This window comes from Kitasatospora sp. NPDC003701, from assembly GCF_053587085.1.
Window position 1 is genome coordinate 1 of the sequence record NZ_JBSFNM010000095.1, and the last position, 23,506, is coordinate 23,506.

Here is a 23,506-nt window from a genome sequence, read left to right on the forward strand (position 1 = left end):
TCGCCGGGGCCATCGCACCGGTGGTCCAGCGCGCCCGCAACGCGGGACTGGCGGCGGCCGCGAGGCGCTGAATATCCCGGTCGTGAGTCAGCCGTACCCGACCGAGGCGCCCCACCGCCTTTCCATGCCCGCCGAACAGCTGGGTTGGATTATCAAATGCACTAACGCTAGGGTGAGTCGCGATATCAAACCCACTGGCCCGTCAGCGCTCTGGAGCCCTCGTGACCGCACCCCGCCCCGCTGCGACCCGCACCCGGGAGGTGCCCGATGCCGCGCACTGACCGCAGCGGGACCGTCCTGCTGGCCGCCTGCCTCGGCCTGTTCACCGTCTTCGTGCAGACCACCCAGACCATCGGCACCCTCGGCGCCGTCCGCGCGGACCTCGGTCTCGACTCCGCCGACCTGGTCTGGGTCCCGAGCATGTACACCCTGGTGGTGGCCTCCGTCGTGCTCGGCGCCGGCGCCTTCGCCGACCGCTGGGGGCGGCGGCGGATCTTCCTGCTGGGCGCGCTCGCGATGGCCGCCGGCGGGGTCGTCCTGGTGTTCGCCGACAGCCTCGCCAGCGTCCTGGCCGGGCAGGCGGTCGCCGGTCTCGGCGGCGCGCTGATCACCCCCAGCTCGCTGGCCCTGGTGACCGCCGCCTTCCCCGACCCACGGCGTCGGGCCGGTGCGATCTCGGCCTGGGCCGCCGCCTCCGGCCTCGGCCTCGCCCTCGGGCCGATCACGGCCGGACTGGCGCTGCGCTGGTCGACCTGGCACACCGCGTTCTGGCTCGGCCCGGTGATCGCCGCGCTCGCCGTCGCCGCCGCCCTGTTCGGCGTCCCCGAGTCCCGGGCCGAGGGCGTCCGGCTGGACTGGCCCGGCCAGGTCCTCGCCACCGCCGGGCTCGCCCTGCTGATCTACTGGCTGATCGACGGCGGCCACCACAGCTACCTGGGCGGCGCCCCGCTGGCCGCCGCGATCGCCGCGGTCGTCCTGCTCGCCGCCTTCGCCGCGGTCGAGCTGCGCCGCGCCCACCCGCTGCTCGACCTGCGGCTGATGCGCGACCCCTCGTACAGCGCCGCGCTGCTGCTGGCCGGCACCGTCCTGTTCGGCTTCGTCGGCCTCGCACTCCTCCAGGTGCTCTGGCTGCAGCAGGTGCGCGGGCTGACCGCGCTCCAGGTGGGCGTCCAACTCCTCGCGGAGTTCGGCATGTTCATCCTCGCCTCGGTGGTCGCCGGAGTGCTCGGGCCGCGCTTCGGAGCGGCCCGGCTGATCGTCACCGGACTGCTGCTGGCGGCGGCGGGCGCCGCCCTGTTCGCCACCGTCGGGCCGGCCGACGGCTTCGGCGACTACGTCCCGGCGCTGATGCTGTCCGGCTTCGGCTGCGGCCTGGCCAACGCGCCCTCGACCGCGCTGGCGGTCGGCCACGTGCCGCGCGGCAAGGAGGGCGCGGCGGCCGGCACGGTCAACGCCGCCCGCCAGGTCGGCGCGGTGCTCGGCACCAGCATCCTCGGCACGCTGATGACCAGCCACTTCGAGGCGCGGCTCGCCACCCTCGGCCGCCCCCGGCCGCAGGACGTGGCCCAGGCCTTCACCGACGCCGTCGGCCGCGCCGCCTCGGTGGGCGCGCTCGTCCTCCTGGCGGGCGCGGTGGCGGGTGGCCTCCTGCTCGCCCTCGCCCACCGGCGAAATGCCGCCGCCGAGCTCGCGGCGCCCTCCCCCGCCCCGGGGGACGCGGAGGTGGTCACCCTGCCGGTCGCGGGCGCCTCGCGCTTCTGACGACACGTCAATGACGCTGCCGAGACGGATAGTCGACTCGTCTCGGCACGGCGCGCCGCTCCCGGGAGTGCGCGCAGCCGGCACCGCGCCGGTCGCCGCCCGCACCGCCGGGCGGCGACCGGCGCCCAGGACTACCGCGCGCCCAGGACTACCGCACCCAGGACTACCGCACCCAGGACTACCGCGCCCGGGCCGGGCCAAGGGTGCGCGACCAGGCGAGGAGGGCGAGCAGGCCGAACGTCGCGCCGAGCAGGCAGACGGCGGACCAGCCGGCCGCCGCGTACACCGCCGTGGAGGTGATCGCACCGAGGGCGCTGCCGATCGAGTAGAACACCATGTAGCCGCCGATCAGGCGGCCGCCGGCGGCCGGGTCCAGGGTCAGCACCACGCTCTGATTGGAGACGTGGACGGCCTGGACGGCGAAGTCGAGCAGGACCGCCCCGAGGGCGAGGGCCCAGAGCGACTGCCGGGTGAACGCGAGCGGCAGCCAGGAGAGCACCAGCAGGGCGAGGCCGGTCCCGACCGTCCACCCGCCGAGCCCGCGGTCGTGCAGCCGGCCGGCCGGGGCCGCGGCGAGCGTACCCGCCGCGCCGGCCAGGCCGAAGGCGCCGACGGCGGCGGGCGGGAGCGCGAGCGGTGGCTCGCTGAGCGGGAGCGCGACGCAGCTCCACAGGGTGCTGAAGGCCGCGAACACCAGCAGGGTGATCAGCCCCCGCTGCCGGAAGACGGGTTCACGCAACGGCAGTCGGGCGAGCGAGCCCAGGGCCTGCCGGTAGCCGGCCGCCGCCGGCCGGGGGTCGGTACGGGGCAGGGCGCGGCGCAGCGCCACGGCAAGGAGCAGGGTGAGCGCGGCGGACAGCGCGTACACGGCGCGCCACCCGGCGAGGTCGGCCAGTGCACCGGCGACGGTCCGGGCCAGCAGGATGCCGAGGACGACGCCGCCGGTCACCGTGCCGACCACCCGCCCGCGTTCGCCGTCCGGGGCGAGCACCGCGGCGAACGCGACCAGGGACTGGGTGAGCACCGCGAGCAGCCCCACCGCCGCGAGCCCGGCCAGCAGGGCACCCGCACTGCCCGCCGTCGCGACCGCCGCGAGGGCGAGCGCGAGCAGCACGGCCTGCGCGGTGACCAGGCGGCGCCGCTCCAGCAGGTCGCCGAGCGGGACCAGCAGGATCAGGCCGAGCCCGTAGCCGATCTGCGTGCACATCACCACCGCGCCGACGGCGGCCCGGCCGATGGCGAGTTCGTCGGCGATGTCGACCAGCAGGGGTTGGGCGGCGTACACGTTGGCCACGGCGGCGCCGCAGGCGAGGGCGAAGAGCAGGGTGAGGGGGCGGGTCAGGACCCGCGGCGGACTCTGGTTGCATGATGCTACCGACATGGCGGCACGGTAGCCCTTGGCGGTAGCATGTTGCAACCGGCAGCGACGGCGGCCGGCACAAGGGGCCGATGGGGCCCAAGGGGCCGATGGGGCCGATGGGGCCCAAGGGTCGAGCAGGAGGCCGGAGATGGTGAAGCGGACCAGGTTCGACGACAGCCCGTGCCCCGTCGCACGCTCGGTGGACGCGATCGGCGACTGGTGGTCCCTGCTGATCGTCCGCGACGCCTTCGACGGCAGCCGCCGGTTCGGCGAGTTCCAGCGCAGCCTCGGAGTCGCCAAGAACATCCTCAGCACCCGCCTGCGCGCCCTGGTCGACGCCGGGATCCTGGCCGTCGAACCCGCCTCCGACGGCAGCGCCTACCAGGCGTACGTGCTCACCCCGAAGGGCGAGGACCTCTTCCCGGTGGTCGTGGCGCTCCGCCAGTGGGGCGAGCGGCACTTCTTCGACCCGGGCGAGCCGCACTCCGAGCTGCTGGACCGGCGCGACGACCGGCCGCTGCGCGATCTGGCCGTGCTGGCCGCCGACGGCCGGCCGGTGCGCCCGGCGGACACCGCGGTCCGCAAGGTGGATGAATCCGAGGCGAACTGACGAACGGTCAGTGATCCTCGGGGCGGATCTTCGCCAGGCCCCGGTAGCGCTCCGGCTCGACCACGGCGGACAGGCCGTTGAGCATCAGCCGGGTGCCGCCCTGGAGGTGGGCGGCGTCCTGGGTGCCGTCCCCGCTCAGCACCAGGTACGCGTACTGCTCCGTCCAGTCGAGCCGGGAGCCGGCGCCCTGGGCGGCGAGTTCCAGCGTCACCAGGGAGACCCAGCGGCGCAGGCCGTCCACATGGGCCTCGTAGACGTAGACGATGCGCTCGTCGGGCACGATGTCGTGGAACCGGGACCGGTATTCGAGCTGCTCCTCGATGTCCCCGGAGACGAACAGGTTGGTCGCCACCTCGCTGCCGCCGACCCGGAAGTCCAGCGCGTGGGTGGCGTTCTTCGAGGAGCCGGGGAGGCGGAACCAGCGGGTGCGCAGCCCGGGCTCGGCGAACGCCGCGAAGACCTGCTCCGGCGGCGCCGAGAAACCGACCTGCAAGGCGAACGAACCGTGGACGACCTGCGGTTTTGCTTCGGTCGGGGAAGTGCCCTCACTTGCGTGATCAAGGCGGCCAGAGCTCACGCGGCGACACTACCACGCAGGCCGATCACCACTCGGCCGGTCGGGCGGCCGCCTCGTCGTGTCGCCGCCCGACCGGCCTGAATGATCGTCAACTTTCTTGTCCCGCAGGGTTGCCCATGAGGTCAGAGCCAGCCGTCGAGGGAGGCCAGGAAGCCGTCCAGGTCGTCCCGGTGGATGCAGTGGCCGGTGTCCGGCACGTACCGCACCTCGAAGCCGCTCGCGCGCAGGCTCGCGGCCAGCTCGTCCGGGACGAGGTGGTGGTCGCCGGCGCCCTGGACCAGCGACGGCACGACCGGCCGGGCCGGGACGTAGTCGTGCGTGCTCTCCAGCCAGTCGACGGCCCGGACGTCCCACCGCGCGTACCCGGCGAGCTCGGCGTCGAGGTCCTCGGGCGCCCAGCGGGGGAACATCGGGCGGATCGCGTCGGCGGTCGCCACCTTGGTGAACTGCGCGAACTCCCGGATCTCGGCCACCGCCTTCTCGGTGAACCGCCAGGCGGGGTCGCTGTAGACCACCTTGGCCGGGCGCAGCCGCTCCACCGCCAGCGAGAGCACCGAGGCGCCGAACGAGTGGCCGATCACCAGGTCGGCGCCGGCCGGCAGCGACTCCACCAGGTCGGCGGCGAGCAGCTCCGGCGTGTACGCGTCGGCGTGCGGGCTGTCGCCGTGGCCGCGCAGGTCGGGCATGATCACCCGGTAGCCGCGGTCGGCCAGCCGGGGCGCCACCCGGCTCCAGGTGTCCGCCGACGAGATGATGCTGTGGACGAGCAGCGCGACCTTGTCGCCGTCGCCGACTTCGTGGAGCTTGAGCCTCATGGGCCGGGTCTTCCTCTCAACGCACGGTCCGGACGGGCCGGATGGGTCGGACAAACGAGCAGGCCGAACGAGCTGGGCGAGGTCGGACGGGCCGAGCGGGCCGGACGGACCGTCAGCGGTCGGCGGCGGTCAGGTGCATCAGGGCCTGGGCCGCCAGGCGGTAGCCGAAGGCGCCGAGGCCGACCACCACGCCGCCGGCCAGCGGGGCGATCACCGACTCGTGCCGGAACTGCTCGCGCGCCCACACATTGCTCAGGTGCACCTCGACGAAGGGCTGCGGATAGCTGGCCAGCGCGTCGCGCAGGCTCCAGCCGGCGATCATCAGGGCACCGGGGTTGACGACGGCGCCGACGCTGCTGAGGCTGTGCTCGTGGATGGCGCGCACGAGGTCGCCCTCCGAGTCGTGCTGGATGGAGCGGACCTCCCAGCCCCGGACGCTCACCTCCTCGGCGACGGCCTTCTCGATGTCGGCCAGCGTGTCGGTGCCGTAGATCTCCGGCTCGCGCCGGCCGAGGATGCCGAGGTTGGGGCCGTTCAGGAGAAGCATCGTGCTCATGAGTCACCTCGCTGGTCGGTGACGCGGACCGCGCCGGGCGCCCGGCCGGGGGTCTGCGACGGGTCGGGGGTCTGACGGCCGGGGGTCTGACGGTCGGGGGCCGGCGCCGGGCCGGTGTGCTTGTCGCCCAGGACGAGTTCGGCCTCGGCGATCTCCTCGACACGGGACATCGCGAACCGGAGGATGGGCGGCGCCATCAGCGAGGTCACGATCGCGACGAGGACGATGATGGTGTACGTCTCGGTGTTCAGGACGCCGAGCCGCAGGCCGGTCATCGCCACGATCACCTCGACGACGCCGCGGGAGTTCATCCCGGCGCCGAGCGCCAGGGCCTCCCAGCGGTTGAGCCGGCTCAGCCTCGCTCCGATGAAGGCCCCCGCGAACTTGCCGAAGACCGCCACGGCGAGCACCGCGACCGCGGCCCCCAGGACGACCGGGCGGCCCAGCGCGGTGAGGTCCATCCGCAGGCCGGCGGTGGCGAAGAAGAGCGGGGCCAGGAAGGCCAGCACGGTGGTCCGCAGCGGCGCCAGCTTCTCCGTGTCCAGCTGGCCGCTGGTACCGATCAGGACACCGCAGACGAAGGCGCCGAAGATCGCCTCCAGGTGCATCGCCTGCGTCGCCGCCGCGCTGAACAGCACCATCACCACGGCGGTGACGATGGTGGGCGCCGGGCTCTCCGACCGCGCGGCCGCCCGCAGCGCCATGCCGACCAGCGGACGGCCGATCAGGAAGGCGAAGACCACCACGCCGACCGGGTACAGGATCGCGGTGGTGACGACGCCCGCGGTCAGTCCGGCGGTGGCCATCGCCGAGACGACGGACAGCAGGAACCAGCCGACCACGTCGTCCACCACGCCCGCGGCCAGGATCAGCTGGCCGATGTCCCGGTGCAGGAGCTTCATGTCCAGCAGGGTCTTGGCGATCACCGGGATCGCGGTGACGCACATCGCCACGCCGAGGAAGAGCGCGAACACCGCCGGGTTCGCGTCGCTCGGCAGGAACGAGCGCGGCAGCAGGTAACCGGTGCCGATGCCGAGGCCCAGCGGCAGCAGCAGACCGGCGATGCTGACCCGGGCCGCGGTGAGGCCGCGCCGGCGCACCAGGCCGAACTTCAGCTCCGCACCGGTGACGCCGACCAGCAGCAGCACGCCGAGCTGCCCGGCCGCGTCCAGCAGGTGCATCTGGTCGGCCTTCTGCGGCAGCAGCCAGCCGGAGAAGCCGGGCAGCAGCGGCTCCAGGATCGAGGGCCCGAGGAGCACGCCCGCGCACAGCTCGCCGGCGACCGCGGGCAGGTTGAAGCGCTGGGCCAGCCGTCCGAGGACGAGGGCGAGCAGCAGCAGGGCGGCTATTTGGAGGAGGAAGACCAGGAGCGCGTGCTGACCGATCGTCGGCACGGGTGCGGCGATGAGCATGTCGGCCTATTCGGGGAGTTGGTTCAACGGTTGGTTGCGACGCCCTGCCCGGACAGCCTCCGGGCCACCAGCTCGATCACCTGGGCGCTCCGGTCGGCGAGGAAGAAGTGCCCGCCGGGGAGGACCTCCAGCTCGGTCGCCCCGGTGGTGTGCTCCTCCCAGGCGCGCGCCTCGTCGATCGACACCCGGGGGTCGGCGTCGCCGGTGAGGACGGTCACCGGGCAGTCCAGCCCCTGGCCGGGGTCGTGCCGGTAGCGCTCGACGGCGGTGTAGTCGCTGCGGATCGCCGGCAGGATCATCGCCAGGACCTCCGGGTCGGCCAGCATCACCTGGCTGGTGCCGCTCAGCGCCTTGAGCTCGGCCACCACCTCCTCGTCCGACCCGGCGTGCACCCGCTCGTCGCGGTAGCGGGACGGCGCGCGCCGGCCGGAGGCGAACAGCCGCACCGGCGCGGGCAGTCCGGCCCGGCCCATGCGCAGCGCCACCTCGTACGCGAGCACCGCGCCCATGCTGTGGCCGAACAGGGCCAGCGGCTTGTCGTCCAGGTGCCGCAGCGCCGCGAAGATCTCGTCCGCGAAGTCCGGGATGTTGTCGATGCCCGGCTCCAGGTGCCGGGTCTGGCGGCCCGGGTACTGGACGGCCAGCACCTCGATCCCCTTCGGCGCGAGCGCGCGCGACACCGGGAAGAAGAAGCTCGCCGACCCGCCGGCGTAGGGCAGGCAGACGAGCCGCACGGCGCTGTTCGGCACCGGGTGGAAGACACTGACCCACTTCTCGTAGTGGGCCGTCGCTTGAGCCATGCCGGGAGTTCCCTTCGGACGACGGTCCGTGGCACGTTCCCCAGCACAGGCCGATCGGCGATGGTGGCGGACTCCGCACGGGTCCTCGGATTGTTCGGGACGAGGGCAGACTAGGCCGCTCCGGGCCCCTCGTGGTATCCCCCGATCTGGTGGCCCGGGGCGGACGTTGACGCTTTCGCCGGGCCGCGATAGTAGTCTTCGGACGGTCCTGCCGGGGCTGTCGCCCCGTTGCCGCGCACAGCCGCCGCGTCCGGGCAGAGCACCTCCCGCGCTTCTCCGCCGTGGTCCCGCCGCCGTGCCCATCCGCCGTGCACCGGTCCGCACCGGTCCGCCGCCGCCCTGCGATGAGAGGTCCCCTATGCCCAAGGTGTCACCGCACGAGCCCTCGACCGGCCCGACGGACACGGACGTGGTCGTCGTCGGCAACGGGCCGATCGGGGCCGCGCTGTCCGTCCTGCTGGCCCAGCGCGGCTGGCGGACGACGGTGCTGGAACGCCGCCGCCGCCCGTACACGCTGCCCCGGGCGACCAGCTTCGACGGGGAGACCGCCCGGCTGCTCGCCGCCTGCGGGATCGGCCCGGACCTGGGGCGGATCACCGAGCCGGCCTCCGGCTACCAGTGGCGGACGGCGAGCGGCGAGATCCTGCTGGACATCGAGTTCGAGCCGTGGGGCCGCTACGGATGGCCGGATGCCAACACCATGCACCAGCCCGCCCTGGAGGAGCTGCTCGCCGCCCGGGCGGCCGGGCTGCCCGGGATCACGGTGCTGCGCGGCCGGCAGGTCGTCGGCATCGTCGACCGGGGCGACCACGTCCTGGTGACGGCCGAGGACGAGGACGGCGCGGCGCGGACCGTCTCGGCCCGCTGGGTGGTGGGCTGCGACGGCGCCAACAGCTTCGTCCGGGACCACCTCGACGTCCCCGTGACCGACCTCGGGTTCTCCTACGAGTGGCTGCTGTGCGACGTCGAACTGCGTGAACCGCAGGCGTTCGTGCCGACCAACGTGCAGATCTGCGACCCGGCCAGGCCCACCACCCTGGTCGGCAGCGGCCCCGGGCACCGGCGCTGGGAGTTCATGCGGCTGCCGGGCGAGCGGGCCGCCGAGCTGAACCGCGAGGAGACCGCCTGGCGGCTGCTGGCCCCGTTCGGGGTCACTCCCGACACCGCCACCCTGCTGCGCAGCACCACGTACATGTTCCAGGCCCGGTGGGCCGACCGGTGGCGGGTGGGCCGCGTGCTGCTGGCCGGTGACGCCGCCCACCTGATGCCGCCGTTCGCCGGACAGGGCATGTGCTCGGGCATCCGGGACGTGGTCAACCTGTCCTGGAAACTGGACCTCGTCCTGCGCGGCCTCGCCGGGGAGTCGGTGCTGGACACCTACACCGAGGAGCGCCGCGCGCAGGTCCAGGAGTCGATCCTGGCCTCGGTCCAGCTGGGCCGGGTGATCTGTGTGACGGACCGGGCGGCCGCCGCCGAGCGGGACGCCACGGTGCTGGCCAACCGGCGCGGCCGGGGGCCGACCCGGCCCGAGCCGGCCAGGCCCCTCGCCGGGGGCCTGCTGTACCGCGGGGGTGCGGACGGGCCGGCCCGTCCGGCCGGCGAGGTCATGCCGCAGGGGCGGGTGGCCGGCCCCGGCGGCAGCGGCCCGTTCGACGAGGTCGTCGGGCGCGGCTTCGTGCTGCTGCTCGCGGCCGGGGCGGACGCCGGGCCGGGTGCGGAACGGCTGTCCTTCCTGGCCGGGCTGGGGGCGCACGTGGTGCGGCTGCTGCCGGGCGGGCCGGGGCCGGACGGGAGCGGCGCGGCTGGTCCGGAGCGGGCGGCCGACGACACCGGGGGGGTCGGGGTGGTGGACGTGGACGGCGTCTACGGGGCGTACCTGGCGCGGTACGGGGCGAGTGCGCTGCTGGTGCGCCCGGACTACCACGTGTTCGGCGCGGCCGAGGGCCCGGAGGGCGCGGCCGCGCTGGTGGACGAGCTGCGGGCGCGGCTGGCGGCCGCCGTGCCGGCGGGTGCGGCGGGCCACGGGAGCTGACGCGGCGACGGCCAGGCCGGACCACTCGGTCCGGCCTGGCCGGGCCGTCCTGCACTGCCGCCGAAGTCACCGAAGCCGCTGACGCCGCCGACGCCGCCGGACCCGCCCTACTGGCGGCGGGCGAGCAGGACGGCGCCGCGCAGCGAGGAGAGGCCGCCCAGCCGGGCCGGGGCGACCGGCAGCCGGGGCCCGCCGGTCCGGGCGAGCGCGGCGAGGTGGTCGGCCACCCGGTCGAGGAGTTCGGGGATGCCGGCCGCGAAGCCGCCGCCGAGCACGGCGAGCCGGGGGTGGAGCAGCTCCGCGACCCCGACGGCGGCGGCGGCCAGGGCGTGGCCGGTCCGGTCGAGCGCCGTGACCGCCCACGGCTGCCGGTCGCGCAGCCCCGCCCGCAGGTCGTCGAAGTCGACGGGCGAGCCGCGCAGGTCCGCCGCGCGCGCGAGGGTGGCCGGTCCGGAGGCGGTCGCCTGGAGGCACCCCCGGCGGCCGCAGACACAGGGGGGACCGTCCAGTTCGACGACCAGGTGGCCGAGTTCGAAGGAGCCGCGGTCCGGGCCCGGGCAGAGCCGGCCACCGAGCACGAGGCCGCCGCCGATGCCGGTGCCGACGCCCAGGTAGAGCAGGTCCGCGCAGTCCGCCGCCGCCGCCTCGGCGAGGGCCGCCAGGTCGCCGTCGTCCGCCCAGGCCACGGCCGCCCCGGGGAAGAGCGCGCGCAGGGCCGGGCCCAGCGGCAGGCCGGTCCACTCCGGCCGGCTGGGCCAGGCGGTGACCCGCTCGTCCGGGCCGACGGTGGCGGGCATCGCGACGCCGACGGCCCGGAACGGCTCGCCCGTCCGGGCCGTCAGCGTGCCCACGCACTCGGCGAGTCGGGCCAGGTCGTGGTCGGCGCCGCGGCGCGGGCCCCAGGCGAAGGCGGTCTCCTCCGCCGGGCCCGTCGCCGACTCCGTCCGGAGCGCGACCTTGGTCCCGCCGACGTCGATGCCGAGGTAGCGGGGCGCGTCCGGGCCGCGCTCCGGGCCGGTGTGGCCGGTCCCCATCGTGTGCCGCCTCCGGTGCGGTCGGTCAGCGCCCGGTGAGGGCCGGGCAGAGGGCGAGGAGCTCGTCCGGGCGGCGCAGCACCACGTCGGGGCCGGCCGCGAGCAGCTCCGCCTCGTCCGGGCCGGCCCAGAGGGCGGCGGCCGAGGCGACGCCGGCGCCGCGGGCGCTGGCCAGGTCGGTCGGCGCGTCACCGATCATGATCGCCTGCTCGGCGGGCACGTCCAGCAGTTCCAGCGCGCGCAGCACGATGTCGGGGGCGGGCTTGGGCCGGGCCACCTCGTCGGAGCCGATCACGTGGTCGAAGTACGGGAGCAGGCCCAGGCCGTCGAGCAGCGAGCGGGCCCGGTCGCCGGCCTTGCCGGTGGCGATCGCCATCCGCAGCCCCCGGGCGCGGAGCTCCTGGAGCAGCTCGACGACGCCGTCGAAGACCTTCACCTGGTGCGCGAGCCGGTAGCTCTCGCGGACGAAGGGCGCCTCCATCTCCAGCGGCAGGCCCATGATCCGCATGATGTCGGGGAAGTAGCGGCCCTGGTGGCGCTGGTACTCCTCGAACGGCGCCGGGCCGCCGCCGACGACCTCGGCGTAGGCGATGGCGAAGGCCTGGCCCATCACCGCGAAGCTGTCGACGATGACCCCGTCCAGGTCGAAGACGACCGCCCGCCGGGGGTGTGCTGCTCTGTCCGTGGTCGTGGCGGACCCGGGTGCCGATGTGGCGGTCATGAGGTCCTCACCTCCTCGTGGGTGGCTGCGGACCGGGCGGATCGCGCCCGGCCGGCAACGCGGGCCGACTCGTAGAAACTCTCGATGAGCTGGACGGTGCCACGCGCCTGGGCGATGGCCCGGCCGCGGTTGGCGGGGTCGGCCAGGAGCGCGCCGAGGCCGTCCAGTTGGCGCCGGTACTCGGCCCCGATCGGCTCGGCGGGCACGGGGATCCGCCGGGTGGTGCCCTCCTGCGTCAGGGTCAGCACCGGCTCGGGCTGCCGGTTGGGGCTGAAGCCGAAGGTGCAGCGCAGCTCCGCGCTGCCGGCACTGCCCTCGACCAGGATCCGTGAGACGTCCAGGGCCTCGTGCGAGGCCCAACTGGCCCGCAGCGAGACGGAGATGCCGTCCTCGCGGACCAGGAAGCCGCGGGCGGTGTCCTCCACGTCGCCGGCGAGCGCGTCGGCGGGCCGGTCCTGGCGCCAGGCGGCGGACCACGCACCGACGTTGACGAAGTCGTCGGAGGTCGCGCCGACCACCTGGGCGAAGTCGGCCGGGCCGACCAGCGAGGCCAGGGCGTCCAGCAGGTGCCAGCCGAGGTCGACCAGCACGCCGCCGCCGGCCTTGCTGCGCTGGGTGAACCAGCCGCCGGCCTTCGGCACGCCGCGCGCCCGCACCCAGGCCAGGTCGACGTGCCGCACCCGCCCCAACGCGGGGACGAGCGCGGCCAGTTCCCGGACGTCGGCGCGGTGGCGGGCGGCGCTGCCGGCCAGCAGCAGGCCGCCGCCGCGCTCGGCCTCGGCCAGGGTGTCGGCCTCGGCGGTGGTCAGGCAGACCGGCTTCTCCAGGAAGACGGCGAGGCCGCGCCGGAGCAGGGCCGCGGCCACCTCGGCGTGCAGGTGGTTGGGCACCGCGACGACGGCGACGTCGACGTCGCGGGTGTCCAGGGCGTCCACCGCCGCGTGGGCGGCGATGCCCGTCGCCCCGCCGACCGCCGCCCGCAGTGCCGGGTCGGGGTCGACGACGGCGACCACGTCGAAGTCCTCGTGCGCCCCGAGCCGCGGGAGCCAGAGCTCCCGGCCGGCCCAGCCGAGCCCGACGACGGCGGCGCGAAGCCTCACAGGGCTGCCACTGCGTCGGCGATGATCGCGGCCGTGGCGTGCAGGGCCTCCTCGGAGGCGAGCAGGACGCGGTGGTGCAGCCAGATGCAGTCCCGGCTGATGGCCTCGGTGTTGGGGCAGCGCTCGGCGACCGCCTCCGGGGTCTCGTCGGGGGCGGCGGTCTCCCAGAACGCGTCGGTGCGGTAGATCGCGCGGAACGCGGCGAAGGCCGGCAGGCCGGCCTCGACCAGGCGGTCCACCAGCTCGTTGCGGCCCTCCTCGGAGATGCCGGGGATGCGGAACATCGCCATGTAGTGCGAGTTGCGGTCGGCCCGCGGGTCGCTGCCCTGGGGGACGACGCCGTCGATCGCGCCGAGCAGGCCGGACAGCAGGGTCCAGCGCTGCTCGCGCAGCTCCGTCTGGGCGTCCAGGCGGCGCAGCTGGGCGCGGAGCACGGACGCCGAGAACTCGTTGAGCCGCATGTTGGTGCCGGCGATCTGGTGGAAGTACCGGCGGTCAGTGCGCGGCCGGCCGCAGCTGTGGCGCAGGAACGCGGCCTCGTACAGCTCCGACTCGGGGAACAGCAGGGCGCCGCCCTCACCGGCGGTCATCAGCTTGCCGTTCTGGAAGCTGAAGGCGGCCACCGAGCCGAGCTCGCCGACCCGCTTGCCCTGCCAGCGCGCGCCGTGCGCGTGCGCGGCGTCCTGGAGCAGCGGGACGCCGGTGGACTCGGAGAGCTTGCCCAGGGCGTCCATGTCGGCGATCAGCCCGGCCATGTGCACGGGCATGATCACCCGGGTGCGCGGGGTGACGGCGGCGGCCACGGCCGCCACGTCGATGTTGTACGTCCCGGGGTCGACGTCGACGGGGACGGCGACCGCGCCGAGCCGCTGGGCGGCCTGGGAGGAGGAGATGAAGGTGAAGGCCGGCACGATGACCTCGGTGCCCGGGCCGGCGCCCAGACACTGCAGCGCCAGCTCCAGCGCGTGGGTGCCGTTGGTGACCGCCAGGGCGTGCGGCGCGCCGTGGTACCCGGCGAACTCGCGCTCGAAGGAGTTCACCTCGTCCCCGCCCATGCGCCACCACTGGCCCTGCTCCAGCGCGCGTATCAGGCCGCTTCGCTCGTCGTCGTCGTACTGCGGCCAGGAGGGGAATTCCGGTGCCGGTCGCGCGTTCATGTCTCTCCAAATCTCCGCTACGAACTGGTCTCCGCTTTTGGACTGCCGGGCGGGATTGAGCGGGCGGGGCGCGTGGCCGACGGAACAGCGGAACAATGGCCCCTGGGATTTCACGCAAGGTATTGCGGCCTCACAGTAGGCGCCGCGCTCGGCGGCCCGCATCCCTCGTTCTGGTAGTCGTCGGCCCCGACCTGCTGATCAACGCTCAGCGCAGCCCGAAGAATGCGCGGTACTCGTCCACTTGACCGTTCAGCATGTGGATTCCGTGGTGCACGTCGAACCCCAGGGCGGCCGCCTGCCGCAGCAGCGGCGTCTCCCTCGGTTTCATGATGATGTCCGCCACCACGCCGCCGGGGGCGAGGGCGTCCGGCCGGAACGGCAGCGGGTCGCCGGGGCGCAGGCCCAGCGGGCTGGCGTTCACCGCGATGTCGCTGTCGTGCAGGGGCGGTTCGGCCGAGGCGCGGACCCGGCCGGGCCAGTGCTCGGCCAGCCGTGCGACGAGCGCGGCCAGCCGGGGCCCGTCCGGGTCGGTGACGGCGAGCCGCTCCGCGCCGGCCGCGAGCACGGCGGCCGCGATGGCGCTGCCCGCGCCGCCGGCGCCGGCCAGCGCGATCCTCCGGCCGCGCACGTCGTGGCCGGCCCGCGCCAGGCCCGCCACGAAGCCGGAGCCGTCGAAGTTCTCCGCGAGCCAGCCGCCGTCCGGTTCGCGCCGCAGCACGTTGGCGGTGCCGGTGATCTCCACGGTGCGGCTGCGCCGGTCGGCGAGCCCGGCGGCGGCGGCCTTGTGCGGCACGGTGACGAACAGGCCGTCGAGGTTGCCGACGTGCTGCAGGCCGCGGACCACCGTCGCCAGGTCGCCCGGCCGGGCGTGCACCGGGACGAGCACCGCGTCGATGCCCAGCCGCGCGAACAGCGGGTTCAGCAGCCCGGGCGACTGGACCTGGGCGACCGGGTCGCCCAGGACGGCGTACAGGCGGGTGGCACCGCTGATGGGCGTGCCCTGCGGCGCGGTGGTCGGCGGAGTGTCGGTCATCCTGGCCTCCCGGGGCGGGGTGCGGTGCCCGGCGCGAGCCGCTCGGCGAACAGCCCGGCCAGCAGCTCGCCGACGGTGAGGGCGAGTTCCATCGACTGCTCGGCGTTCAGGCGGGGGTCGCAGGCCGTCCGGTAGCGGCCGGGCAGGTCGTGCTCGGCGATCCCCCGGGCACCGCCGAGGCACTCGGTGACGTCCTCGCCGGTCGCCTCCAGGTGGAGGCCGCCGGGGTGGGTGCCGAGCCGCCGGTGGACGTCGAGGAAGCCGGCGATCTCCTCCACGACGTGGTCGAAGTGGCGGGTCTTGTACCCGTTGTCCGCGGTGCGGGAGTTGCCGTGCATCGGGTCGCACTGCCAGACCACCTGGTGGCCGGAGGCGGTGACCTTCTCGACGATCGGCGGGAGCACGTCGCGCACCCGGGCGTGTCCCATCCGGCTGATCAGCGTCAGCCGCCCGGGGGTGCCGTGCGGGTCGAGCCGGCGCACGTACTCGACCGCCTGCTCGGGGGTGGTGCCCGGGCCGATCTTCACCCCGATCGGGTTGGCCAGCAGCTCCGCGAAGGCGATGTGCGCGTCCTCCGGCCCGCGGGTGCGCTCCCCGATCCAGAGGAAGTGCGCCAGCCCGCTGGAGAACAGCGGCTCCGGCCCGCCGTCCGTCTCCCGGAGCAGGGCGCTCTCGTAGTCCAGCAGCAGGGCCTCGTGGCTGACGTAGATCTCGCCCTGGCGGGCCGTCCGCCCGCAGGCCCCGAGCCCGTCCAGGAGGCGCAGGCCGCGGCCGATCTCCTCGACGACCGGCGCGTGGCGGGCGCCGGCGGGCGAGCTGCGGACGAAGCGGAGGTTCTCGGCGTGCAGGGCGTGCGGGTCGCCGAGGTCCTCCCGGCAGAGCCGGCGCGCGGTGGCCATCGTCCGGGCGGCGTCGGCGTGGGCCAGCAGCATCCGCTCCGGGTCCGGGGTGCGGGCCGCGAGGGTGGGCTCGACGCCGTTGACGATGTCGCCGCGGTAGACCGGCAGGCCCTGCGCGTCGACCTGCTGGGAGCGCGGTTTGGCGTACTGGCCGGCGGCCCGGGCGACCGGCACCACCGGCAGGCCGGTGGCGTGGGTGAACACCAGGGCCATCCGCTTCAGCAGGCCCAGGTTGGCGCGCAGGTGCGCCTCGGTGTTGTCGGCGAAGGTCTCCGCGCAGTCCCCGCCCTGGAGCAGGAAGGCCTCGCCCAGGGCGACGGCCGCGAGCCGTTCGGACAGCCGCGCCGTCTCGGCGGGCGTCACGATCGGGGCCGCGGTGCGCAGTCGGGCGACCACCTCCCGGGCCCGGTCCCGGTCCGGCCAGCAGGGCTGCTGCGCCGCGGGTCTGGCCAGCGCGGCGGCGAGGCGGTCGGCGAGCGGCCGCTCCCCCGGCTGCCCGGTCGGCTCCGCTGCCCGGCCGTCGGGCGGCCGCCGTGGTGAGTACCTCATGCCACCGCCGCCCCCGTCCCGGCGGGCCCGTCGGCGCCGTGCCCGACCAGCCGGGCGAGCGGTTGCCGGGGCATCAGTGCCAGCGCCCGCACGACGGCCCGCTCGGGCACGTCGTGGACCAGTTCCGCCCCCGCGGGGCCGTCCAGGACGAAGGCGAGCCCGCTGAGGGCCTTCTTGTCGCGCCGCATCAGGCGGACCAGTTCGGCGGGGTCGACGCCCTCGGGCAGTGCGTCGGGCAGGCCGTAGGAGGCGACGACCTCCCGGTGCTCGGCCACCCGGGCCGGGTCGATCCGGTCCAGCACGCCCGCGAGCAGGCCCGCGAAGACCGTGCCGACGGCGACCGCCTCGCCGTGGCGCAGCGCGAAGTCGGTGGCCACCTCCAGGGCGTGGCCCAGGGTGTGGCCGTAGTTGAGCAGGTGCCGCAGGCCGGTGTCGCGCTCGTCGGCCGAGACGATGCCGGCCTTGAGGGTGACGCTGGCGGCGATCCGGTCGGCCAGTGCGAGGGGGCGCAGGTCGCCGGCGCCGATGAAGTGGCAGCGGGCGATCTCGCCGAGGCCGTTGAGCATCTCGCGGTGCGGCAGCGTCGACAGGTAGTCGGTGTCGCAGAGCACGGCGGCGGGCTGCCAGTAGGCGCCCACCAGGTTCTTGCCGGACGGCAGGTTGACCGCCGTCTTGCCGCCGACGCTGGCGTCCACCTGGGCCAGCAGCGTGGTCGGCAGGTGCACCACGGGCACCCCGCGGTGGTAGAGCGCCGCCGCCAGGCCGACGACGTCGGTGGTCGTCCCGCCGCCGCAGGAGACCACGGCGTCGGAACGGGTGAGGCCGAAGCGCACGAACTCCGCGCAGAGCGCCTCGACGGTGGCCAGGTTCTTGTCGGGCTCGCCGTCCCGGGCGGGCAGCAGCAGGGTCTCGACGCCGGTGTCGGGCACCCACGCCGCGGGCCGTGCCGACACCACCGCCACTCGCCGGGCGCCGAGGCCCCGGATCACCTCGGCCAGCGAGGAGCGCACTCCCGGGCCGATGAGCACGTCGTACGAACGGTCGCCGATGCGCACCGGAACTTGTTCTCTCACGCCGCTTCAACCTGTCCTGTAGCCGTGGAACGCCGACTTTTCGGTGCTGCGCCCGCCGTGCCCGCTGCGGTGGGCCCGCGGTGGGGTGGTGCGCGCCCCCGGCGCCTCGCCCGGGGCCCCGGCGGCGGTGGGCCGCCGGGGCCCCGGGTGTGCGGGGGCGCTGCGGCCGTTACTGGCCGGTGGTCACCCGCAGGATGCGGGCCTCGGCCCGCTCCTTGCGGTCGTGCTCGTCGAGCTGCGGGTACGACGGGCAGCCGAAGACCCGCTGGAACGGCGCGAAGGTGTCCCACTCCGGGCGCCGGCGCATCTCCTGCGCGACCGCGTTGTGCTCGCTCCAGAAGTCGCCGCCGATCAGCCGGATCAGGTAGCGCTCCAGCGCGTCGCGCGAGGTGGTCCGCCCGGCGTCGGCGGCCACCGAGACCAGCTCGCCGTCGTAGAAGGCGTGGATGAGCCGGATGTAGGTGTCGTAGCCGGTCTTGAAGTAGTTCGAGTACTCGTCGACCAGCCGGTCGGCGTCGGCCGGGGCCTTCAGCGCGGCGTCGATGGTCTCGGCGGCGCGGGTGGCGGTGGCCGTCGCGACGAGCACCCCGCCGGAGAACATCGGGTCGCCGAAGCAGCCCGCGTCGCCGACCATGACCCAGCCGGGGCCGGTGACGGTGTCCGCGTGGTAGCAGTAGTCGGTCTCGATCTTGAGGTCCATGCTGGGGCGGGTGCCGGTCAGGCGGGCGGTGATCCGCGGCACCCGGTTCAGGTGCTCGTCGAACGCGGCCTCCGGGGTGCTCGCGCGGAACACGTCGCGGGGCATCACGGTGCCCACGCTGATGACGTCCTTGGAGATCGGGATCGCCCACACCCAGCCGTCGTTGTGCGCGCCGACCTGGATGTCGCCCTCGGCTCCGAGGTTGTGCTTCTCGTCGAGGCCCTCGTAGTGCCGGAACACCCCGACCATCCGGAGCTTCTCCAGGGTCTTGCGGAGCCCGAACTTGTTGGCGATGCGCCCGGCCCGGCCGCTGGCGTCGATCACGTACGAGGCCCGGACCTCGTGCTCCTCGCCGTCCTTCTCGTAGCTGACGCCGACCATCCGGTCGCCCTCCATCAGCAGGTCCTTGACGCCGGCGCCGAGGTGGACCTCGGCACCCGCCGCGGCCGCCTCCTCGACGAGCATCGCGTCGAACCGGGCGCGCTCGACCTGGAAGGCGCGGTCGAAGCGCCCCTCGCCCTGCTTGCTGAAGTCCGCGCGGAAGACGCCGGAGAAGAACTTCGTCTCCGTCGGGTCGATGAATTCGCCACCGAACTTCGGGACGTATCCCCTGGACTCCAGCGCCTCACGCAGACCGATCCGGTCGAAAAGGCCCATCATGTAGGGCAGCAGGGACTCGCCTATGTGGAAGCGCGGAAACTCGTCGCGCTCCAGGAGCACCACGGAATGGCCCTGCTTGGCCAGGACAAAGGCGCTGACCGCGCCGGCCGGGCCGCCGCCGATGACAACCACATCGGCCGAGTTCTTCGCCATTGGATTCCTTTCGTGAATTCGTCGTACATCGCCTGCGCGTGGTGTTCTCGCGGGTCAGGGGAGTTCCCCGGACACGATCGTGCCGACGAGCACGCGGTGCTCGCCGTCGTCGACGACGGTGCGTACCCGCTCCCGTCCGTCCCGGACGGTCAGGTGCCGCCGGCCCTTCAGGACGACCTGACCGTCCTCGAACGCCCGGCCGTAGAGAACGCCCTGCATGTCCCCCTCGGGGGGCGGGGCCGGATTCTCCCGGGCGCGGTCCTCCAGTTCCTTCCAGTCGCTCCACCGTCGGGGCAGCAGCTTGAAGGTGTAGACGACGCCCCAGCGGGTCACCCGGCCGCGCCGCTGCAGCGCGATGTCGCCGTCGCCCCTGTCCACCAGCCGGTACTGGCAGCCGAACTGGCTCTGCACCGCGTCGGTGACGAGCAGCGGTTCGAGGTAGGACGGGCCCGGGTAGCCCACGTCGACCAGCCACTCGGCGCCGTCCAGCGCCACCCGGACGAACATGTGCTCCACCTCGGTGCCGAAGTTCTCCCGGCCCTCGGCGGTACTGGCCGCCAGCAGGGAGGCCTCGTAGCCGAGCTCGCCCAGCAGCCGGAGGAACAGCCGGTTCAGCTGAAAGCAGGTGCCGCCCCGCCCCTCGACGACGGCCGTCTCGAACACGGCGTCCTCGTCGAGGTCGACGAGGTTCACGCCGTCGGTGAAGTCCTGGGCGGCGATGTTGTACGGGATCGCCATCAGGTGCCGCTTGTGGAGCGTCCGCAGCGTCTCGATGTCCACGCCCGTCCGCCCGGCGCAACCGATGCGCCGGAGGTAGGCGTCCGCGTCGAACATGTCGTCAACTCCTCTCGTGTTCCCGGGCCGGATCAGGGCCGGATCAGGGCTGGTGGTGGGGCGGCCGGTCACCGGGCCGCCCGTCGGCCGTGGCGGCTCAGAGCGAGATGGCCGCGACGCCCCCCGCGTCCTCGCCGAACATGCTCTCTTGCATGTGCGCGACAATCATCCCCGGCGTCGGATGATCGAAAACAAGTCCGGCCGAGAGCTTCCGTCCCATCAGCTCGCCCAGCCGGTTGCGCAGTTCGAGCGCGGTCAGCGAGTCGAAGCCGATCTCGAAGAGCCCCTGCTCCACGTCGATGTGGTGCGAGGCGCTGTACCCGAGCACGAGGGCCACCTGGGCGCGGACCACGTCCAGCAGGACGGCCGACCGCTCCGCGGCGGGCAGCCCGGCCAGCCGCTCGGCGAGCCGGCGCCGCTCGTCACCGGAGACCGCGGCCCGGGCCAGCTGCCGGCTCGCCCGCACCAGCCCGCGCAGCAGCGGCGGTGCCTCGCGCCCGGCCGCGGCGTCGGCGCGCAGGGCCCGCAGGTCCAGCTTGGCCGGCACCAGCAGCGCCCGGTCGCCGCGCAGCGCGGTGTCGAACAGCTCCATGCCCTCGGCCGGCGTCATCCCCAGCAGACCGCCACGCCGGTTCAGCCGGCTGCGGGTGAGGTCGTCGGTGTCGGCCGCCATGCCGGAGTCCTGCTCCCACAGGCCCCAGGCCAGCGACAGCGCCGGCAGACCGGCCGCCCGGCGCCGGGCCATCAGCCCGTCCATGTAGGCGTTCGCCGCCGCGTAGGCGCCCGTGCCCGCGCCCAGGAACACCGCCGAGACCGAGGAGTAGACCACGAACGCGTCCAACTCCGGTGCCAGCTTGCGGGTCAGCTCGTCCAGGTGCTGCGTCGCGGTCACCTTGGCCGCGAACACCCGCTCCAGCCGCTCCCGGTCGACCTCGCCGATCACCCCCGCGTCGAACAGACCGGCGGCGTGCAGCACGGCGGTCAGCCGGCGCCCGTCGCGCTGGACGGCGGCCAGCAGCTCCGCCACCGCCTCCCGGTCGGTCACGTCGCAGGCCGGCACCGTCACCGACTCCGCGCCCAGCTCGTACAGCTCGGCCACCAACTCCCGGGCGCCCTCGGCCGCCAGGCCGCGCCGGCTGGTCAGCACCAGATGACGGATGCCGTGCTCGGCGACCAGGTGCCGCGCCAGCACCGCGCCCAGCGACCCCGTACCACCGGTGATCAGCGCCGTCCCCGCCGCGTCCAGCACCGGCTCCGCACCCCGGACGACCGCCGCCCGGGCCAGCCGCGGCACGAGCAGCGCCGAACCGCGCACCGCGACCTGCGGCTCGCCGACCGCCAGCACCGCGCCCAGCAACGACTCGACCTCCACCGGGTCGGAGGCGTCGGTGTCCAGCAGCACGATCCGGTCCGGGTTCTCCGCCTGCGCCGCGCGGACCAGGCCCCAGACCGCGGCGCCGGCCGGATCGGTGACCGTCGCGTCCCCGCCGGCGGGCACCGCACCCCGGGTCGCCACCACCAGCCGGGTCTCCTCCAACCCGGCACCGGCCAGCCAGGTCTGGACGACCTCCAGCACCCGGTCCGTCACCTCCAGCGGGCTGTCCGCGTCACCGCCGGTGACCGCCTCCAGGACCGCCGTCTGCGGGACGTCCACCCCGGACAGCGCGTCCTCGGCGAGCGTGGCCACCTCCTCGGCGGTGGACAGCCGCACCCAGGACGGCGACCCGGCGCCCTCGGCCCGCGGCACCTCCGTCCAGTCCACCCCGAACAGCGAGTCGCCGCCCGTGCGGCCCGCCGCCGCACCCAACTGCTCGGCGGACACCGGGCGGAACACCAGCGAGTCCGCCGTCAGCACGGCGCCGCCGGCCTCGTCGACCGCCTCCAGCGAGAGGGCGTCCGGCGTCGGCTGAGTGACCCGCACCCGCAGCGACGAGGCGCCCGCCGCGTGCAGCACCAGCCCGTTCCAGGCGAACGGCAGCATCGTGCGGTCGTCGCCCGTGCTCAGGAACGCCTTCGCGTGCAACGCGGCGTCCAGCAGTGCCGGGTGGATGCCGTACCCGGCGGCGCTGCCCCGGTGGTCCTCCGGCAGGGCGATCTCGGCGAAGACCTCGTCGCCGCGCCGCCAGGCCGCCCGCAGCCCGCGGAACACCGGTCCGTAGACGTAGTCGTGCTCCAGCAGACCGGCGTAGAACTCCTCGGCGCCGATCTCCACCCGCTCCGCGCCGGGCGGCGGCCAGGCGGTGAAGTCGAACCGGGAGCCGGCGGCCCTCGCCGTGACGGTGAGGACCCCGGTGGCGTGGCGGGTCCACGGCTCCCCGACGGCCTCCTCGCGGGTCGAGTAGACGGCCACCGTGCGGGCACCGCTCTCGTCGGGGCCGCCGACGGTGACCTGCACCCGGACACCGCCCTGTGCGGGCAGGATCAGCGGGGCCTCGATCACCAGCTCGTCCAGCGTGCCGCAGCCGACCTCGTCACCGGCCCGCACGGCCAGCTCCACCAGACCGGTACCGGGCAGCAGGACCACCTCGCCGACGGCGTGGTCGGCCAGCCAGGGGTGGGTGCGCAGCGACAGCCGCGAGGTGCACAGCACCCCGCCCGTCTCCGGCACCTCGACCACCGCGCCCAGCAGCGGGTGGTCGACGCCCGCCAGGCCCAGGGAGGTCGCGTCGGTGGCCGCCGCGGTCATCGCGAGCCAGTAGTGCTGGTGGTCGAAGGCGTAGGTCGGCAGCTCCACCTCGCCGGCGCCGGCCGGCAGCAGGGCGGTCCAGTCCACGGCCACGCCCCGGACGAAGAGTTCGGCCATCGAGGTCAGCACGCGCTGCGGGCCGCCCTCGTCCCGGCGCAGCGAACCGGCCACCAGGGCCTCGGCCCCGGCCGCGTCCACGGCCTCGCTGATCGGCTGGACCAGCACCGGGTGGGCGCTGGCCTCGACGAAGACCGTGTGGCCCTCGCCGAGCAGCGCGGCGATCGCCGGCCCGAACCGCACCTGGCTCCGCAGGTTCCGGTACACGTAGCCGCCGTCGATGACGCCCGCCTCGCGGATCCACTCGCCGGTCACCGTCGAGAAGACCGGGATCCGCGGCGCCCGGCCGCGGATGTCGGCGAAGGCCTCCGCCAGCGTCTCCTCCAGGGCCTCGGCGTGCCGGGTGTGGGAGGCGAAGTCCACCGCGACCCGGCGCACCCACACCCCCTCGGCGGCGAGCGCCTCGACGGCCTCGTCCAGCACGTCGAGATCACCGGCGACCACGACCGACCGGGGGCCGTTGACCACCGCGACCTCCAGCCGGCCCGACCAGCGTTCCAGCCGGGCCGCCGCCTCCGCCTCGGAGAGCGCCACCGAGGCCATCCCGCCGCGCCCGGCCAGCTGTCCGGCGATCACCTGGCTGCGCACCGCCACGATCCGGGCGGCGTCCTCCAGGGAGAGCGCCCCGGCCACGCAGGCCGCCGCGATCTCGCCCTGCGAGTGGCCCAGCACCGCGTCCGGCACCACGCCCACCGACTCCCAGACGGCCGCCAGACCCACCATCATCGCGAAGCTCGCCGGCTGCACCACGTCGGACCGGTCCAGGATCTCGGCCGGGGCCTCGCCGCGCAGCACCTCCTCCAGCGACCAGTCCACCCACGGGCCCAGGGCCCGCGCGCACTCCGCGATGCGCTCGGCGAACACCGG

At 74.7% G+C, this 23,506-nt stretch carries 19 protein-coding genes; 3 read left to right on the top strand and 16 right to left on the bottom strand.

What is annotated here, in order from left to right; genetic code table 11:
- The first annotated feature begins 267 nt into the window (after positions 1 to 267).
- On the top strand, positions 268 to 1,761 hold the full coding sequence (locus tag ACWDRR_RS41770) for an MFS transporter (RefSeq protein WP_449777551.1): 1,494 nt from the start codon (positions 268 to 270) through the stop codon (positions 1,759 to 1,761).
- A 178-nt stretch (positions 1,762 to 1,939) separates the two neighbouring features.
- On the opposite strand, the gene ACWDRR_RS41775 is transcribed toward ACWDRR_RS41770, so the two are convergent.
- On the bottom strand, positions 1,940 to 3,142 hold the full coding sequence (locus ACWDRR_RS41775) for an MFS transporter (RefSeq protein WP_449777552.1): 1,203 nt from the start codon (positions 3,140 to 3,142) through the stop codon (positions 1,940 to 1,942).
- 127 nt (positions 3,143 to 3,269) lie between these two features.
- Between ACWDRR_RS41775 and ACWDRR_RS41780 the strand changes: the two genes are divergently transcribed.
- Complete coding sequence (locus ACWDRR_RS41780) at positions 3,270 to 3,731, top strand: winged helix-turn-helix transcriptional regulator (RefSeq protein WP_449777553.1); 462 nt, start codon at positions 3,270 to 3,272, stop codon at positions 3,729 to 3,731.
- Positions 3,732 to 3,738: 7 nt separating this feature from the next.
- Here the strand turns inward: ACWDRR_RS41780 and ACWDRR_RS41785 are convergent, their stop codons facing one another.
- From ACWDRR_RS41785 to ACWDRR_RS41805, 5 genes are all read right to left on the bottom strand, one after another.
- The gene (locus ACWDRR_RS41785) at positions 3,739 to 4,224 is read right to left on the bottom strand and encodes an SRPBCC domain-containing protein (protein ID WP_449777554.1); all 486 of its coding nucleotides are present in this window, start codon (positions 4,222 to 4,224) and stop codon (positions 3,739 to 3,741) included.
- 206 nt (positions 4,225 to 4,430) lie between these two features.
- Positions 4,431 to 5,123 carry an alpha/beta fold hydrolase gene (locus ACWDRR_RS41790; RefSeq protein WP_449777555.1) on the bottom strand — a complete coding sequence of 231 codons (693 nt, stop codon included), beginning with the start codon at positions 5,121 to 5,123 and terminating at the stop codon, positions 4,431 to 4,433.
- Between the two features lie 112 nt (positions 5,124 to 5,235).
- Positions 5,236 to 5,679: a type II 3-dehydroquinate dehydratase gene (locus tag ACWDRR_RS41795; RefSeq protein WP_449777556.1), complete on the bottom strand. Its 444-nt coding sequence runs from the start codon at positions 5,677 to 5,679 to the stop codon at positions 5,236 to 5,238.
- Complete coding sequence (locus ACWDRR_RS41800) at positions 5,676 to 7,091, bottom strand: cation:proton antiporter (RefSeq protein ID WP_449777557.1); 1,416 nt, start codon at positions 7,089 to 7,091, stop codon at positions 5,676 to 5,678. The genes ACWDRR_RS41795 and ACWDRR_RS41800 overlap by 4 nt, the downstream gene beginning before the upstream one ends.
- A 23-nt stretch (positions 7,092 to 7,114) precedes the next feature.
- Positions 7,115 to 7,891 (bottom strand): thioesterase II family protein, encoded by a 777-nt coding sequence (locus ACWDRR_RS41805; protein WP_449777558.1) that lies wholly within the window; start codon positions 7,889 to 7,891, stop codon positions 7,115 to 7,117.
- Positions 7,892 to 8,249: 358 nt separating this feature from the next.
- On the opposite strand from ACWDRR_RS41805, the gene mhpA reads away from it, so the two are divergent.
- A complete protein-coding gene (gene mhpA / locus ACWDRR_RS41810; RefSeq protein ID WP_449777559.1) occupies positions 8,250 to 9,923 on the top strand; it encodes a bifunctional 3-(3-hydroxy-phenyl)propionate/3-hydroxycinnamic acid hydroxylase MhpA in 1,674 nt (557 codons plus the stop codon).
- A gap of 107 nt (positions 9,924 to 10,030) precedes the next feature.
- Here the strand turns inward: mhpA and ACWDRR_RS41815 are convergent, their stop codons facing one another.
- From ACWDRR_RS41815 to ACWDRR_RS41860, 10 genes are all read right to left on the bottom strand, one after another.
- Positions 10,031 to 10,957: an ROK family protein gene (locus ACWDRR_RS41815; RefSeq protein ID WP_449777560.1), complete on the bottom strand. Its 927-nt coding sequence runs from the start codon at positions 10,955 to 10,957 to the stop codon at positions 10,031 to 10,033.
- Positions 10,958 to 10,982: 25 nt separating this feature from the next.
- Positions 10,983 to 11,678 carry an HAD-IA family hydrolase gene (locus ACWDRR_RS41820; protein WP_449777561.1) on the bottom strand — a complete coding sequence of 232 codons (696 nt, stop codon included), beginning with the start codon at positions 11,676 to 11,678 and terminating at the stop codon, positions 10,983 to 10,985.
- On the bottom strand, positions 11,675 to 12,778 hold the full coding sequence (locus ACWDRR_RS41825; RefSeq protein WP_449777562.1) for a Gfo/Idh/MocA family protein: 1,104 nt from the start codon (positions 12,776 to 12,778) through the stop codon (positions 11,675 to 11,677). Before ACWDRR_RS41825 ends, ACWDRR_RS41820 begins: the two co-directional genes overlap by 4 nt.
- A complete protein-coding gene (gene rifK / locus ACWDRR_RS41830; protein ID WP_449777563.1) occupies positions 12,775 to 13,935 on the bottom strand; it encodes a 3-amino-5-hydroxybenzoate synthase in 1,161 nt (386 codons plus the stop codon). The genes ACWDRR_RS41825 and rifK overlap by 4 nt, the downstream gene beginning before the upstream one ends.
- Before the next feature lie 205 nt (positions 13,936 to 14,140).
- Positions 14,141 to 14,968, bottom strand: a complete 828-nt coding sequence (locus tag ACWDRR_RS41835; protein WP_449777564.1) for a shikimate dehydrogenase family protein — start codon at positions 14,966 to 14,968, stop codon at positions 14,141 to 14,143.
- A complete protein-coding gene (locus tag ACWDRR_RS41840; RefSeq protein WP_449777565.1) occupies positions 14,965 to 16,416 on the bottom strand; it encodes a 3-deoxy-7-phosphoheptulonate synthase in 1,452 nt (483 codons plus the stop codon). Before ACWDRR_RS41840 ends, ACWDRR_RS41835 begins: the two co-directional genes overlap by 4 nt.
- Positions 16,413 to 17,489 (bottom strand): 3-dehydroquinate synthase family protein, encoded by a 1,077-nt coding sequence (locus ACWDRR_RS41845; RefSeq protein ID WP_449777566.1) that lies wholly within the window; start codon positions 17,487 to 17,489, stop codon positions 16,413 to 16,415. The genes ACWDRR_RS41840 and ACWDRR_RS41845 overlap by 4 nt, the downstream gene beginning before the upstream one ends.
- 169 nt (positions 17,490 to 17,658) lie before the next feature.
- Positions 17,659 to 19,002 (bottom strand): NAD(P)/FAD-dependent oxidoreductase, encoded by a 1,344-nt coding sequence (locus ACWDRR_RS41850; RefSeq protein WP_449777567.1) that lies wholly within the window; start codon positions 19,000 to 19,002, stop codon positions 17,659 to 17,661.
- Between the two features lie 54 nt (positions 19,003 to 19,056).
- A complete protein-coding gene (locus tag ACWDRR_RS41855; protein ID WP_449777568.1) occupies positions 19,057 to 19,836 on the bottom strand; it encodes an arylamine N-acetyltransferase in 780 nt (259 codons plus the stop codon).
- 97 nt (positions 19,837 to 19,933) lie between these two features.
- A partial coding sequence (locus ACWDRR_RS41860; protein WP_449777569.1) for an SDR family NAD(P)-dependent oxidoreductase occupies positions 19,934 to 23,506 on the bottom strand: 3,573 nt, incomplete at its 5' end.